Here is a 13,432-nt window from a genome sequence, read left to right as displayed (position 1 = left end):
CCCGCGCCTCGGCCAGCAAGCGCTTTCCACCTTTTAGTGTGCGGTATGGGGCGGCGCCGAGTCCAGCTATGTAACGATTCAAAAATCTGCTTGACCTGCGGCCGAAGGCGGTCTAGATTTTCGAGAAACCGATTACCAGCGTGATGCGGGACACTTTCCGCTTCGCCTCTGCAACGATGGAGAACAGAAGGGAGCCCTGCCATGCTGTCCGGGACCTTCAGTGCACGTGCCTACTCGTTTTTCGACACGCTTGTATGGATTGCGGGCCTGAACCTGCTGTGGATCGCCTTTGCCCTCCTGGGCGCAGGGGTGTTCGGCGCAGGTCCGGCCACTGCCGCCGCGCAGATACTGGTCCGCAGGCGGGCCGCCGGGGACGCCGCACCCCTGCTGCGCGGCTTCGCCTCCGCGTACTTCCGGAACTTCTTCAGGGCAAACGCACTTGCGCTGCCGATCATGGCCGTCGCCGCCGCGCTGGCCCTGAACTGGAACTACTTTTCCGGCATGCGGGGAATCTTCCCGCAATTCATGGCGGCCGGGATCCCTGTCCTGGCGGTCTTCCTGGCGGGGAGCGCCTGCTATGTGTTCCCGATGTATGCCCGGTACCACCTGGCGCTGCCGCAGTACCTCCTGATGTCATCCCGGTTTGCGGTGCGGCATCTTGCCGGGACGGTCGTCCTGCTCTTTGTCTCCGCCGCTGCGGTGTACGCCGGCAGCACCCTTCCCGGGTTGGTCCCGTTCTTCAGCATCGGAGCCTGGCTGTACGTCACGGGATGGCTCTGCGACCGGTTCTTTGCCGCCAATGACCAGTCGGTTGCAGGGGCGGCCGGAACTGCCGCCGCCACCCCTGCCCTGCGGGCAGCAGCCGGCGGCTGAAGCCCGGCGCCGGCTGCCGCCGCGACTGCCGTGAGCCGCTGGCGCCCGCCGGCGGCGCGATTAATGAAACGTATCAATCTGCTGCGCCAACCCGCTTGGCGCGCCCCAACGAAGTGGAACAGGAACATTATGATCCGTAGGAAACTGTCCCTTGCTGCCGCCGTCGCCACCGCCACGGCCATGACCCTCACCGCCTGCAGCGGAGGTGACGCCCCGGCCGCCGACCTCACGTCCGTCACCATCATGGCCCCGTTCCTTGAAGCGCAGCCGCCCAGCGCGGACGGCGCCGTCCAGAAGAAGCTGGAGGAGCTCACGGGCAAGCAGGTCAAGATCAACTGGGCACCCAATGCCTCCTATGAGGACAAGACCAATATCACGCTTGCGGGTTCGGACCTCCCGCAGGTCATGGTGATCCAGGGCAAGACCCCCGGCTTCGTCAAGAACGCGCAGGCAGGGGCGTTCTGGGATCTCACCGGCAAGCTGGACAAGTACCCCAACCTGAAGACCACGTTCCCTGATATCCAGAAGAATGCCAGCGTCAACGGCAAGGTCTACGGCGTCTTCCGGGGCCGCTCACCAATGCGCGCCGCCGTGATGTTCCGCCAGGACTGGCTGGACAAGCTGGGCCTGCAGCCGCCCAAGACCACGGAAGACCTGTACAAGGTTGCCAAGGCCTTCACCGAGCAGGACCCGGACGGCAACGGCCAGAACGACACCTGGGGCATCACCATCCCCAAGTGGGGCGCCCTGGGTACCAACAGCCCCTACGACCTGATCGAGGAATGGTACGGCGCCGGGAACCGGTGGACCGAACGCGACGGAAAGCTGGTCCCCAGCTTCGAAACCGACGAGTTCCTCGAGGCCGACCGCTTCATCAAGAAGATGGTGGACGAGAAGCTGATCAACCCGGACTTCGCCACGTTTGACTCCACGAAATGGAATGAACCCTTCCTCAACGGCAAGGGCGGCATCATCGTCGACGTCGACTCCCGGGTCAGTGTCCTCATCAACCTCTTCAAGCAGGCGGATCCCAACAATTTCCAGAACAAGGTGGGCTTCGTGGGCAACCTCGAAGGCCCGGACGGCGAACTGCATGCCCACCCCACCGATGGCTACTCCGGCTTCCTGGCCATCCCCAAGGCAAGCGTCAGGACCGAGGCTGAGCTGGACAAGGTCCTGGAATTCCTGAACACCATGAACGGCAAGGACGTGGCTGTCCTGCTGAACAACGGCATCGAAGGCGTGAACTTCGCGGTGGAGGACGGCAAGGCCGCAACCATCAAGCCCGAAACCCCCGAAGGCAAGGCAGTCACCACGGACATCAAGAGCTACGCGCAGCTGGGCATGAACGTGGCCGGCAACCAGTTCTACCCCGTGAAGCAGCCCTCGGACTACGAGCAGCAGGTCTTCGACAAGCGCACCGAAGTGATGGCGGAGGACCTCAAGAGCGCCGTCTACAACCCGGCCGCTCCCTACGTCTCCGAAACCTACGTGGCCAAGGGCGCCCAGCTGGACAACATCGTTGCCGACGCGCGCATCAAGTACCTGGCCGGCCAGATCGACGAGCAGGGCCTCAAGGACGCCATCAAGCTGTGGGACACCAGCGGCGGCAACAAGGTCAAGGAAGAGATCAACAAGCTCTGGCAGGACAACAAGTAAATGGCAGCCCCTGTCATCGACCCCCTGGCCGGGGAGCGGGTGCGCACGTCCGCAACCGCTCCGCGGAACCGGGGGAGGTTCTCCGTCCACTTCGCGCACTACAAGTGGCTCTACCTGCTGCTGCTGCCGGGCGTGGCCTACTTCGCGGTGTTCCGCTACGCCCCCATGTACGGGGTGTCCATCGCATTCAAGGACTACGTCCCGTTCCTTGGCGTGAACGGCAGCCCTTGGGTGGGCTTGCGGAACTTCGAAGACTTCTTCGCCAACCCGGACTTCCCCCGGCTGCTGGGCAACACGCTGATCCTGGCCTTCCTCAACCTTGGCGTGGCGTTCCCGCTGACCATCGTCCTGGCACTGCTGTTGAACGAAGTCCGGCTGTCCATCCTCAAGCGCACCGTGCAGACCCTGGTGTACATCCCGCACTTCCTGTCCTGGACCATCGTGGCGTCCCTGAGCTTCCTGCTGTTCGCCCTGGACATCGGCCCGCTGTTCCAGCTGCTGAACACCGTCATGGGCACCGACATCGACTTCCTGTCGGACCCGGCCTGGTTCCGGCCCCTGATTGTGCTGCAGGAAATCTGGAAGAACACGGGCTGGGGCACCATCATCTTCCTGGCCGCCCTCGCCACCGTGGACCAGGACCAGTATGAGGCGGCGATCATCGACGGTGCGGGCCGGTTCCGGCGGGTCTGGCACATCACCCTGCCGGCAATCCGGTCCACCATCATCGTCATGCTGATCCTGGCGATCGGGCAGATGCTCAACACCGGCTTCGAGCAGATCTACCTGATGACCAATGCCCTGAACCGTGAAGTTGCGGATGTCTTTGACACCTATGTCTACTTCGTGGGCATTACCCAGGGCGCCTACAGCTACTCCACCGCCGTCGGCCTGTTCAAGTCCGTGGTGGGCATCGTACTGATCTTCGGCACCAACTGGCTGGCCAAGCGATTCAACCAGAGCGGATTGTTCTAATGAAAATCCACAACACCCGCGGCGGGCGGATCTTTGACGCCGCCAACTACGTGTTCCTGTCCCTGATCGGCATCGTCACGCTGCTGCCGTTCGTCTACGTCTTCGCCGGCTCCTTCGCCTCGGAAGCGGAGATCACCCGGCGGGCGTTCTTCGTCTGGCCGGAACAGTTCACCCTGGGCTCCTACGAGTACATTTTTGCCACTCCGGCGTTCATCCGCGCCCTGGTGACCACCGTCCTGGTCACCGCGGTGGGTACCCTGGTCCAGCTCGCCTTCACAGTGACCATGGCCTATCCGCTGGCCAAGAAGACCCTGCGGGGCAGGAACGTCATCCTTTCCCTGGTGGTGTTCGCCATGGTGTTCTCCGGCGGCATGATCCCCACCTTCCTGCTGGTCAAGGACCTGGGACTGCTCAACTCGTACTGGGCCCTGATCCTGCCGGCGGCCATCAACCCGTTCAGCCTGATCATCATCAAGAACTTCTTCCAGGAACTCCCCGCGGAGCTTGAAGAATCGGCCAAGATGGACGGGGCCACCGAGATCGGGATCCTGTGGCGGATCCTGCTGCCGCTGTCCAAGCCGGTCCTGGCCACCTTTGCGCTCTTCTATGCGGTGGGCATCTGGAACGACTTCATGTCGCCCCTGCTCTACCTCAGCGACAACTCCAAATGGACCCTGCAGATGTACCTGCGGCAGGTTACGGCGGCCTCGGACCTGCTGGGCACCGGCAACGTGGACCCGAACTACATCCCGCCGGAACAGGGGATCAAGTTCGCCGTGATCGTGGTGGCCACCCTGCCCATCCTCATCTTCTATCCCTTCCTGCAAAAGCACTTTGCCAAGGGCATGCTCATTGGCTCCGTCAAGGGCTAATCCACCGTCCGACGAAAGGACACCATGAAGATCCTCCTGGCCGGGGACTCCACCGTGGCCACCTGTCCCACGCACGAGTTCCCCATGAGCGGCTGGGGAGCACGGCTTGCCCCGCTGACGTACACGTGGGGCCCGGTCCACAACTATGCCAAGGGCGGCGCGGGCACCGAATCCTTCCGTGACGAAGGGCTGTGGGCCGGGCTTCTCGCCGGCGCGGGGCCCGGGGACCTTGTACTCGTCCAGTTCGGCCACAACGACCAGAAGAAGCAGCACCTGGCGGCCCGTACCGGGTATGCAGCGAACCTTCGCACGATGGTGGGGGAGGTGCGCTCGGCGGGCGCCGTTCCGGTGCTGTGCACTCCGGTGGAGCGGCGGCACTTCCTGGCCGTGCCGCCGTCGGACGCTGTCCTCGAGGAAAGCCTCGAAGACTATCCGGACGTGGTCCGTGAACTTGGCTTGGAGCTGCGGACCGCAGTGATCGACCTCAACGCCTGGACCCGGGACCTTTACGTCCGGCTGGGCCGGGAGGGTTCGCGGGATCTCTTCTGCCACTTCGCCCCGGGGGAACATGCGCACTGGCCGGACGGCCTGGCAGACAACACTCATTTCTCGCAGCGGGGCGCCGCGCTGGTGGCCGGCGAGGTGGCCTGGGCGCTGGAGCGGCTGGGCTACGGGCCAAGGGCGTTGGCCTCGAGCCCGACGGCGGGACGCGGCTAGGTGGGAAGCATCCTCTACAGCAACCCGCTGGCAGGACCGGGAGACGTTGCGGGGTGGGTGCAGGAAGGGCCGGTCGCGTTGGGCAGCCACGGCGGCACGCTGGCATTGTCGGGTGCACTCGACGACCGGGAATTCGGTGATCATGCGCACTGGACCTTCTGGTGCCCCGAGGAGTTTCCGGACGGCATCCGGATCAGCTGGGAGTTCCTGCCCCTCGCGGAGCCCGGCCTGGCCATGCTGTTCTTCGCCGCCACGGGGCATCACGGGCTGGACCTCTTCAGCCCCAAGCTCGCGCCCCGGACGGGCTACTATCCGCAGTACCACTCGGGGGACATCGATGCTTTGCACGTCTCCTACTTCCGGCACAAGTACGAATCAGAGCGCGCCTTCCGGACGTGCAACCTGCGCAAGAGTGCAGGCTTCGAGCTGGTGGCCCAGGGCGCGGACCCGCTGCCGCCCGCCGAAGACGCCGTGGACTTCTACCGGCTGGACGTGGTGAAGGACGGGCCGCACGTGGCGTTTTCCATCAACGGGCTGTGCCTCTTCGAATGGCGGGATGCCTCGGAAAAGGTATTGCGCGGCGGCCGGGTGGGCTTCCGCCAGATGGCCCCGCTCCGGGCCGCCTACCGCAACCTGGTGGTGGAGAAGCTGTAGCCGGAAGGCTTGCGGCGGCCGGGCTCTTGGCTATGCGGGGAGGCGGACGGCTCCCAGGGGAACCGTCCGCCTGATGCCGCATCCGTTGTTCTACGGCTCTTGCGGAAACTAGAGTCCGAGGAGCCTGTTGAGCAGGTTGGCCAGGCCGCTCAGCCCGTTGCCGCCGTCAAGGAGCCCGGTAACGGCGCAAAGAAGGTTGCCGACCAGCTTGCCCGCGCCCGACTGCGCGACGATGTCCAGCACCACCTGGTTCAGGTCGACATTAAGCCCCAGGACATCCAGGTGCAGCGGGCCGAGGACGAGGTTCACGACGTCGCAGCCTCCGCCCGAGGCCGTTGCCGCGTTGGTCGTCGGCGCGGCGGCCGCGGTGGTGGTCACCGTCTGGCTGACCGGAGTGGCAACGCCAGCGAGGTTGGTGAACGTTCCTTCAACCAGCCCGGTGACCATCAGCTGGCCGTCCTGGACGCTGAATCCGGACGGGGTGAATGAGCCGGCGAAGGTGCCCACGCCGTCGATGGTCTGGTTGATGGTTCCCGTAACGCCGGCAACCTGTGAGGACTGTGAGGTGGCCGAAGGAGCCGCCGGTGCGGCGGCTGTCGCCGGGCCTGCCATGCCACAGAGCATGGCGCCGGAGAGGGCGACGGCGGTGATCGAAGCTGAGACCTTGGTTCGCATTTTCGGTTAATCCTTTCAGCGCCGGGTTGCGGCGCAGTGAACCCCCGGAATCCCGCCCCCATGGAGAATCCCGGCGGAGATGTTTCTTCCAAATGCAGTTGTTGATGCAGCCCTGCGGGCCGCGACGCGTGGACCGGCACGTGATCCGGACCACGGCACGTGGACCAACGTATTAGTAAGCATGCTGATGAGTCAACCCTGGTGCCGGCTCGTGCTGATTTCCCCGGCTGAGGCAAGATAGAGGAGTTCAGGAACTGCCCACTGGAGGGAGGCGGGGGATGGAGCCCGTTACGGTCGACGGCGGCAAGGGCACCGTGGAGCTGCGCTCCGACGGCGTCATCCACCTCATTTGGGAACCGAAGGTCCGGATCGAGGCGGAGGATGCGAAGGCGGCGATGGCTGCCGTGAACCGGCTCGCCGGGGAGGGCAGCTACCCGATGCTGGTGGATATGGCCACCACGGAAAACGTCAGCATCCAGGCCCGTTCGGTCTTTTCAATCCCCTGCGCGGCCAACCGCATCGCCCTCCTCGGGTCGAGCCCGGTGGACCGGATCATCGCGAACTTCTTCCTGGGCGTCCACATACCGCCCTGCCCCACCCGCTTCTTTACTTCACGGGACGAATCCATGAAATGGCTGCAGCAGACCGGAAAGTAGCCGGACCCGGGGATCAGCCGGCGTCTGGCGTAGCCGTGCTTTGCCGGACCACCAGCTCGGGCGTAAACACCACGGCCCGATGCACAGGATTCCGGGACTCCACTTCCTCGGACAGCAGTTCAATGGCTGTCCGGCCCAGCAGTTCGGTGGGCTGGCGGATGGAGGAGAGCGGCACCACGGCTGAGACGGCGAAGTCGATGTCGTCATAGCCAATCAGCGCCACGTCCTCCGGGATGCGGAAGGTGTGGGTCATGGTCAGGGACTGCATGACGCCCAGCGCCAGGAGGTCGTTCGCGCAGAAGATGCCCTCCGGCAGCTCCTCCCGGCCCCGCTCCACCAGCATGTCGCCCACGCTGCGGCCTGCCAGGACCGTCTGGCCCTCGGAGTCCAGCACTTCAAGCGTGGCGTCCGGTTCCTCCTTCACCGCCCGCCGGGCGCCCTGGAGGCGGTCCGCCACCTGGCGGATGGACGTGGGGCCGCCGACAAAGGCGAGCCGGCGGCGGCCGGTGTCCAGCAGGTGCCGGGCTGCGAGGTACCCGCCGGCGTCGTCATCCACTGCCACGGAACTGAACTTGGATTCGTCGGCCAGCCGGTCCACCAGGACCGTGGGTACGCCGCGCTCGCGGAGGAGGTCCAGCCTGTCCGTGACGTCGCCCACCGGCGATATCAGCAGGCCCTGGACCCGCTGCTCCTGGAAGAGGTCGATATAGTTGGCCTCCCGGCCGGCATTGTGGCCGCTGTCGCCCAGCAGGACCGCGCTGCCTTGCAGTGCCGCGGCGTCCTCCGCTGCCCGCACCACCGAGGTGAAGAAGGGGTTCCCGACGTCCAGGACGATCAGTCCGATGGTGCGGCTGTGGCCGACGCGCAGCTGGCGGGCCGCGTCGTTGCGGACAAACCCCAGCTCGTCGATGGCCCGCAGGACGCGTTCCTTGGTCCGCTCCGACACCCGGTCCGGATAATTCAGGACATTGGAGACGGTTCCCACGGCCACGCTCGCGTGGACGGCAACGTCCTTGATACTGGCTGTGCGGTTCATCGATTCTCCGTGCTGGTCTGCCCGCGGCTGTCCTCGTCCGCGGGGGATTAAAAGTTTCTGCCATTGCTTGACACACGAACAAATCCAAGAGTACTTTGAATCGTACCAATGAAACGATTCAAATTTTGGAAACTTTGAAGGAGGGTCCCGATGAGGGTGTGTTTCCGTTCCTCCATCCAGCCGGCGCTGATGGACGAGTACCGGCGCCGCCACGCCGCGGTATGGCCAGATATGCTGCGCGCCCTCAAGGAGGCGGGCTGGCACAACTATTCGCTGTTCCTGGCCGAGGACGGGCTCCTGGTGGGCTACGTGGAATGCGACGACTTCGACGCCGCCCGCGCCCGCATGGCGCTGACAGAGGTCAACGCCCGCTGGCAGGCGGACATGGCCACCCTCTTCGAAGACTCCGGCCAGGCGCCCGATGAAGGGTTCCAGGTCCTTGAAGAAGTCTTCAACCTCGACAGCCAGCTGGCAGCAGCCGGCTCCCACTGACCACAGCAGTACCAGGCTCCAGCAGCGGGGCACCAGGCAGACCAGCAAACAGACGCTCAAACACCGGAAAGAACCATCATGAACGACGTAGCAACGGCGCTGGGCAGGCTCGGGGAGCTTGCCATCGAGGTCCCTTCGTGGGCCTATGGAAATTCAGGGACGCGGTTCAGGGTGTTCGGCACGCCCGGCACGCCCCGGACCGTCCAGGAGAAACTGGCGGACGCCGCCAAGGTCCACGAGCTGACGGGCCTGGCGCCCACCGTGGCCCTCCACATCCCGTGGGACAAGGTGGACGACTATTCCGCTTTGAAGGAGTACGCGGCGGGGTTGGGCGTGGGCCTGGGCACCATCAACTCCAACACCTTCCAGGATGATGAGTACAAGTTCGGCTCCCTGACCTCCTCCAACGAGGCCGTCCGGCGGCGGGCCGTCGACCACCACCTGGACTGCATCCAGATCATGCATGCCACGGGGTCCCGCGACTTGAAGATCTGGCTGGCGGACGGCACCAACTACCCGGGCCAGGATGACATGCGCGGCCGCCAGGACCGGTTGGCCGAGTCGCTGCAGGAGATTTACGCGGCCCTGGGCGATGAGCAGCGTTTGGTGCTGGAGTACAAGTTCTTCGAGCCGGCGTTCTATCACACCGATGTCCCGGACTGGGGCACCTCGTACGCCCAGACCCTCGCGCTGGGGGAGAAGGCGTTCGTCTGCCTGGACACCGGCCACCATGCGCCGGGCACCAACATCGAGTTCATCGTGATGCAGCTGCTGCGCCTGGGCAAGCTGGGCTCCTTCGACTTCAACTCCCGCTTCTACGCCGACGACGACCTCATCGTGGGTGCCGCGGACCCGTTCCAGCTCTTCCGCATCATGCACGAAGTAATCCGGGGCGGCGGCTACGGCAAGGACTCCGGGGTGGCGCTCATGCTGGACCAGTGCCACAACCTGGAGGAGAAGATCCCGGGCCAGATCCGCTCCGTGCTCAACGTCCAGGAGATGACCCTGCGCGCCCTGCTGGTGGACACCGCGGCGCTGGGTGAAGCGCAGCGTGCCGGGGACGTCCTGGCAGCGAACGGCATCTTCAACGATGCCTTCTACACCGACGTCCGGCCCATCCTGGCCGAATGGCGCGAATCCCGCGGTTTGCCCGCGGACCCGATGGCCGCCTTCAAGGCCAGCGGCTACCAGAAACAGATCAATGAGGACCGCGTGGGCGGCCAGCAAGCCGGATGGGGCGCCTGATTAGTTATGACCAATAAGACTGTTGAAGACCTGATTACCCGCTCCAACCGCCTGGGCGCGGACAAGCGGAACACCAACTTCGCCGGCGGCAACACCTCCGCCAAGGGCACCGCAACGGACCCGGTGACGGGCGAGGACGTCCAGCTGCTGTGGGTCAAGGGCTCCGGCGGGGACCTGGGCACGCTGAAGGAACAGAACCTTGCCGTGCTGCGGCTGGACCGGCTGGCCGCGCTCAAGAACGTCTACCCGGGCGTGGAGCGTGAAGACGAGATGGTGGCCGCCTTCGATTACTGCCTGCACGGCAAGGGCGGCGCAGCCCCCTCGATCGACACCGCCATGCACGGCCTGGTGGACGCCGCCCACGTGGACCACCTGCACCCGGACTCCGGCATCGCCATTGCCACGGCCGTGGACGGCGAGGCGCTGACCACCAAGATTTTCGGCAACAAGGTGGTGTGGGTGCCTTGGCGCCGGCCCGGGTTCCAGCTTGGCCTGGACATCGCCGCGATCAAGGACGCCAACCCCCAGGCCATCGGGACCATCCTGGGCGGCCACGGCATCACCGCCTGGGGCGCCACCAGCGAAGAAGCCGAAGCCAACTCCCTGTGGATCATTGAGCAGGCAGAAAAGTACATCACGGACAACGGCAAGGCCGAACCCTTCGGGCCCAAGCTCCCCGGCTACGGTGCGCTCCCCGAAAATGAGCGCCGCGCCAAGGCCGCAGCCCTGGCACCGGTGATCCGCGGCCTGGCCTCCACGGACAAACCGCAGCTGGGGCACTTCAGCGATGACGCCGTCGTCCTGGACTTCCTGGAAGCCGCCGAACACCCGCGGCTGGGCGCCCTGGGCACCTCCTGCCCGGACCACTTCCTGCGCACCAAGGTCAAACCCCTGATCCTGGACCTGCCCGCGGACGCCTCGATCGAGGACTCCATTGCCCGGCTGCACGAGCTGCATGCCGACTACCGCGAGGACTACCAGGCCTACTACGACCGCCATGCCGACGCGGACAGCCCGGCGCTGCGCGGCGCGGACCCGGCCATCGTGCTGGTCCCGGGCGTGGGCATGTTCTCCTTCGGCGCCAACAAGCAGACCGCACGCGTTGCCGGCGAGTTCTACATCAATGCCATCAACGTCATGCGCGGCGCTGAGGCGATCTCCACCTACGCCCCGATCGAAGAATCCGAGAAGTTCCGGATCGAGTACTGGGCGCTGGAGGAAGCCAAACTTGCCCGGATGCCCAAGCCCAAGTCCCACGCCACCCGCATCGCTTTGGTGACCGGAGCGGCGTCGGGCATCGGCAAAGCCATCGCCACCCGCCTCGCCGCGGAAGGCGCCTGCGTGGTCATCGCCGACCTCAACCTGGAGAACGCGCAAAAAGTGGCCGAGGAACTCGGCGGCCCGGACGTTGCTGTTGGTGTCCAGGCGGACGTGACGGACGAGGCCCAGGTTTTCGCGGCCATCGACGCAGCCGTCCTGGCCTTCGGCGGCGTGGACCTGGTGGTCAACAACGCCGGCCTGTCCATCTCCAAGCCGCTGCTGGAAACCACCGAAAAGGACTGGGACCTGCAGCACAACGTCATGGCCAAGGGCTCCTTCCTGGTGGCCAAGGCCGCGGCAAGGGTGATGATCGCGCAGGGCATGGGCGGGGACATCATCTACATCTCGTCCAAGAACTCCGTGTTCGCCGGCCCGAACAACATCGCCTACTCCGCCACCAAGGCCGACCAGGCCCACCAGGTACGCCTGCTCGCGGCTGAACTGGGCGAGCACGGCATCCGGGTCAACGGCATCAACCCCGACGGCGTGGTCCGCGGCTCCGGCATCTTCGCGGGCGGCTGGGGCGCCAAGCGCGCCGCGGTCTACGGCGTGGACGAGGAGAAACTGGGCGAGTACTACGCCCAGCGCACCCTGCTCAAGCGCGAAGTCCTGCCCGAACACGTGGCCAACGCCGCCGCCGTCCTCACCAGCAACGAACTGTCCCACACCACCGGCCTGCACATCCCCGTGGACGCCGGAGTGGCCGCAGCCTTCCTCCGATGAGCACCGCGGAATCAGCCGCGGACACCGCTCCGGCACCCGCCGGGGCGGTGTTCGCCGCCATCGACATCGGAGCGTCCTCCGGCCGCGTCATGCTGGGCCGCGTTTCCCCCGCCGGGGTGGCACTGGAGACCGTCCACCGGTTCCCCAACGGCGTGGTGGAGATCGACGGCGGCCTCCGCTGGAACTTCGACGCCCTCTACGCCGAGGTGCTGGCAGGACTCAAGGCCGCGGCCACGGTCGCGGCGGTGCAGGGCGAGACGATCGCCAGCATTGGCATCGACACCTGGGCAGTGGACTACGGGCTGGTCAACAAGGCCGGGAAGCTCGTGGCGCAGCCCCACAGCTACCGCGACGACCGCAGCCGCGCGGCCGTCGCACCCGTGCACGCCAAGCTGGACCCCGCCCGCCTGTACCAGACCACCGGTCTGCAGTTCCTGCAGTTCAACACCATCTACCAACTCGCCACTGAACAGGACCTGGCAGGGGTGCAGGCGCTGCTCATCCCGGACCTGATCGCGTTCCGCCTCACCGGCGTGCGGAGGACCGAGGCCACCAATGCCTCCACCACCGGGCTGTTTGATGCCATGGCAGGGGAGTGGGCCACCGAATTTTTCACCGCGCTGGGGCTGCGGAAGGACCTGTTCCCGCCGCTGATCCAGCCCGGAGAAGCCTACGGCGGGCTCCTCCCGGAGGTTGCCGCCGTCGTGGACCTGTCCCGGGAAACCCGGGTGGTGGCCGTGGGCTCGCATGACACCGCTTCCGCCGTCGCCGCCGTTCCCGCGACAGCGGACAACGGCGGGGACAGCTTCGCCTACATCTCCTCCGGCACCTGGTCCCTGGTTGGACTGGAGCTTAAGCACCCGGTCCTGACAGAGGCCAGCCGGGAAGCCAACTTCACCAACGAACGCGGCGTGGACGGCACCATCCGCTACCTGCGCAACGTCGGCGGCCTCTGGCTGCTCAGCGAATGCCAGCGGACGTGGGCCGGCGAAGGCTTCCAGCCTGACCTTCCCGCCCTCCTGGCGGCCGCGGCAGCGCTGCCGGCCGGCGGTCCGCAGATCAATGCGGATGACCCCTACTTCATTGCCCCGGACAACATGCCCGACCGCATCCGCGCGGCGGTCCGGCGCACCGGGGATCTTTTGCCCAACGACCCCGCGGCCATCACCCGCTGCATCATGGACAGCCTCGCCACCGGATATGCCAAGACCATCACCGCCGCCGAGCGCCTCGCCGGCCGGCGGGTGGACGTGGTGCACGTGGTCGGCGGCGGCTCACAGAACAGGCTGCTCTGCCAGCTCACCGCCAACGCCACGGGCAGGCCCGTGGTTGCCGGTCCCGTGGAGGCCACGGCCATGGGCAACGTCCTGGTCCAGGCACGTGCGGCCGGGGCGGCAGCCGGAGGCCTGGCACAACTGCGTTCGATCATCGCGGCAGGGGCAAGCCTTGGCCGCTTCGAACCACTGGACCTCACCCTCAACGCCGCCAGGAACTGAACGTCGTGGACAACGTGCGCTACAAATAGAGGAACGCCA

At 65.8% G+C, this 13,432-nt stretch carries 13 protein-coding genes; 11 read left to right on the top strand and 2 right to left on the bottom strand.

What is annotated here, in order from left to right:
- Positions 1-201 precede the first annotated feature (201 nt).
- The 6 genes from RM50_RS10480 to RM50_RS10455 all read left to right on the top strand — a co-directional run bounded on the left by RM50_RS10480 (position 202) and on the right by RM50_RS10455 (position 5,750).
- A complete protein-coding gene (locus RM50_RS10480; protein ID WP_043452408.1) occupies positions 202-873 on the top strand; it encodes a YesL family protein in 672 nt (223 codons plus the stop codon).
- Between the two features lie 129 nt (positions 874-1,002).
- The gene (locus tag RM50_RS10475; protein WP_043452407.1) at positions 1,003-2,532 is read left to right on the top strand and encodes an extracellular solute-binding protein; all 1,530 of its coding nucleotides are present in this window, start codon (positions 1,003-1,005) and stop codon (positions 2,530-2,532) included.
- Entirely contained in the window at positions 2,533-3,507 is a 975-nt protein-coding gene (locus tag RM50_RS10470) for an ABC transporter permease (RefSeq protein WP_156133860.1), read from the top strand.
- On the top strand, positions 3,507-4,379 hold the full coding sequence (locus RM50_RS10465; RefSeq protein ID WP_043452406.1) for a carbohydrate ABC transporter permease: 873 nt from the start codon (positions 3,507-3,509) through the stop codon (positions 4,377-4,379). Before RM50_RS10470 ends, RM50_RS10465 begins: the two co-directional genes overlap by 1 nt.
- Before the next feature lie 24 nt (positions 4,380-4,403).
- The gene (locus RM50_RS10460) at positions 4,404-5,096 is read left to right on the top strand and encodes a rhamnogalacturonan acetylesterase (RefSeq protein WP_043452405.1); all 693 of its coding nucleotides are present in this window, start codon (positions 4,404-4,406) and stop codon (positions 5,094-5,096) included.
- Entirely contained in the window at positions 5,097-5,750 is a 654-nt protein-coding gene (locus RM50_RS10455; protein WP_043452404.1) for a DUF1961 family protein, read from the top strand.
- 108 nt (positions 5,751-5,858) lie between these two features.
- On the opposite strand, the gene RM50_RS10450 is transcribed toward RM50_RS10455, so the two are convergent.
- A complete protein-coding gene (locus tag RM50_RS10450) occupies positions 5,859-6,425 on the bottom strand; it encodes a hypothetical protein (RefSeq protein ID WP_043452403.1) in 567 nt (188 codons plus the stop codon).
- A gap of 278 nt (positions 6,426-6,703) precedes the next feature.
- Between RM50_RS10450 and RM50_RS10445 the strand changes: the two genes are divergently transcribed.
- Positions 6,704-7,081 carry an STAS/SEC14 domain-containing protein gene (locus tag RM50_RS10445; RefSeq protein ID WP_043452402.1) on the top strand — a complete coding sequence of 126 codons (378 nt, stop codon included), beginning with the start codon at positions 6,704-6,706 and terminating at the stop codon, positions 7,079-7,081.
- 13 nt (positions 7,082-7,094) lie between these two features.
- On the opposite strand, the gene RM50_RS10440 is transcribed toward RM50_RS10445, so the two are convergent.
- The gene (locus tag RM50_RS10440) at positions 7,095-8,117 is read right to left on the bottom strand and encodes a LacI family DNA-binding transcriptional regulator (RefSeq protein WP_043452401.1); all 1,023 of its coding nucleotides are present in this window, start codon (positions 8,115-8,117) and stop codon (positions 7,095-7,097) included.
- A gap of 150 nt (positions 8,118-8,267) precedes the next feature.
- Here RM50_RS10440 and RM50_RS10435 point away from each other — a divergent pair, with 150 nt between their 5' ends.
- From RM50_RS10435 to RM50_RS10420, 4 genes are all read left to right on the top strand, one after another.
- Entirely contained in the window at positions 8,268-8,609 is a 342-nt protein-coding gene (locus tag RM50_RS10435; RefSeq protein ID WP_043452400.1) for an L-rhamnose mutarotase, read from the top strand.
- 78 nt (positions 8,610-8,687) lie between these two features.
- Complete coding sequence (gene rhaI, locus RM50_RS10430; RefSeq protein ID WP_043452399.1) at positions 8,688-9,854, top strand: L-rhamnose isomerase; 1,167 nt, start codon at positions 8,688-8,690, stop codon at positions 9,852-9,854.
- A 6-nt stretch (positions 9,855-9,860) separates the two neighbouring features.
- Positions 9,861-11,897 (top strand): bifunctional rhamnulose-1-phosphate aldolase/short-chain dehydrogenase, encoded by a 2,037-nt coding sequence (locus RM50_RS10425; protein ID WP_043452398.1) that lies wholly within the window; start codon positions 9,861-9,863, stop codon positions 11,895-11,897.
- Complete coding sequence (locus RM50_RS10420) at positions 11,894-13,393, top strand: rhamnulokinase (RefSeq protein WP_043452397.1); 1,500 nt, start codon at positions 11,894-11,896, stop codon at positions 13,391-13,393. The genes RM50_RS10425 and RM50_RS10420 overlap by 4 nt, the downstream gene beginning before the upstream one ends.
- The last annotated feature ends 39 nt before the right edge of the window (positions 13,394-13,432 follow it).

This window comes from Pseudarthrobacter phenanthrenivorans, assembly GCF_000813845.1.
In the GTDB taxonomy this organism is placed as follows: Bacteria; Actinomycetota; Actinomycetes; order Actinomycetales; family Micrococcaceae; genus Arthrobacter; species Arthrobacter phenanthrenivorans_B.
The sequence above is the reverse complement of the archived record's forward strand: the minus strand, read 5'-3'. Positions and strand labels throughout refer to the sequence as shown.

What these genes read in the sequence shown, in the direction of transcription:
- RM50_RS10480 (WP_043452408.1), top strand. Translation starts at nt 202, where the DNA reads ATGCTGTCCGGGACCTTCAGTGCACGTGCCTACTCGTTTTTCGACACG.
- RM50_RS10475 (WP_043452407.1), top strand. Translation starts at nt 1,003, where the DNA reads ATGATCCGTAGGAAACTGTCCCTTGCTGCCGCCGTCGCCACCGCCACG.
- RM50_RS10470 (WP_156133860.1), top strand. Translation starts at nt 2,533, where the DNA reads ATGGCAGCCCCTGTCATCGACCCCCTGGCCGGGGAGCGGGTGCGCACG.
- RM50_RS10465 (WP_043452406.1), top strand. Translation starts at nt 3,507, where the DNA reads ATGAAAATCCACAACACCCGCGGCGGGCGGATCTTTGACGCCGCCAAC.
- RM50_RS10460 (WP_043452405.1), top strand. Translation starts at nt 4,404, where the DNA reads ATGAAGATCCTCCTGGCCGGGGACTCCACCGTGGCCACCTGTCCCACG.
- RM50_RS10450 (WP_043452403.1), bottom strand. Translation starts at nt 6,425, where the DNA reads ATGCGAACCAAGGTCTCAGCTTCGATCACCGCCGTCGCCCTCTCCGGC.
- RM50_RS10445 (WP_043452402.1), top strand. Translation starts at nt 6,704, where the DNA reads ATGGAGCCCGTTACGGTCGACGGCGGCAAGGGCACCGTGGAGCTGCGC.
- RM50_RS10440 (WP_043452401.1), bottom strand. Translation starts at nt 8,117, where the DNA reads ATGAACCGCACAGCCAGTATCAAGGACGTTGCCGTCCACGCGAGCGTG.
- RM50_RS10435 (WP_043452400.1), top strand. Translation starts at nt 8,268, where the DNA reads ATGAGGGTGTGTTTCCGTTCCTCCATCCAGCCGGCGCTGATGGACGAG.
- rhaI (WP_043452399.1), top strand. Translation starts at nt 8,688, where the DNA reads ATGAACGACGTAGCAACGGCGCTGGGCAGGCTCGGGGAGCTTGCCATC.
- RM50_RS10425 (WP_043452398.1), top strand. Translation starts at nt 9,861, where the DNA reads ATGACCAATAAGACTGTTGAAGACCTGATTACCCGCTCCAACCGCCTG.
- RM50_RS10420 (WP_043452397.1), top strand. Translation starts at nt 11,894, where the DNA reads ATGAGCACCGCGGAATCAGCCGCGGACACCGCTCCGGCACCCGCCGGG.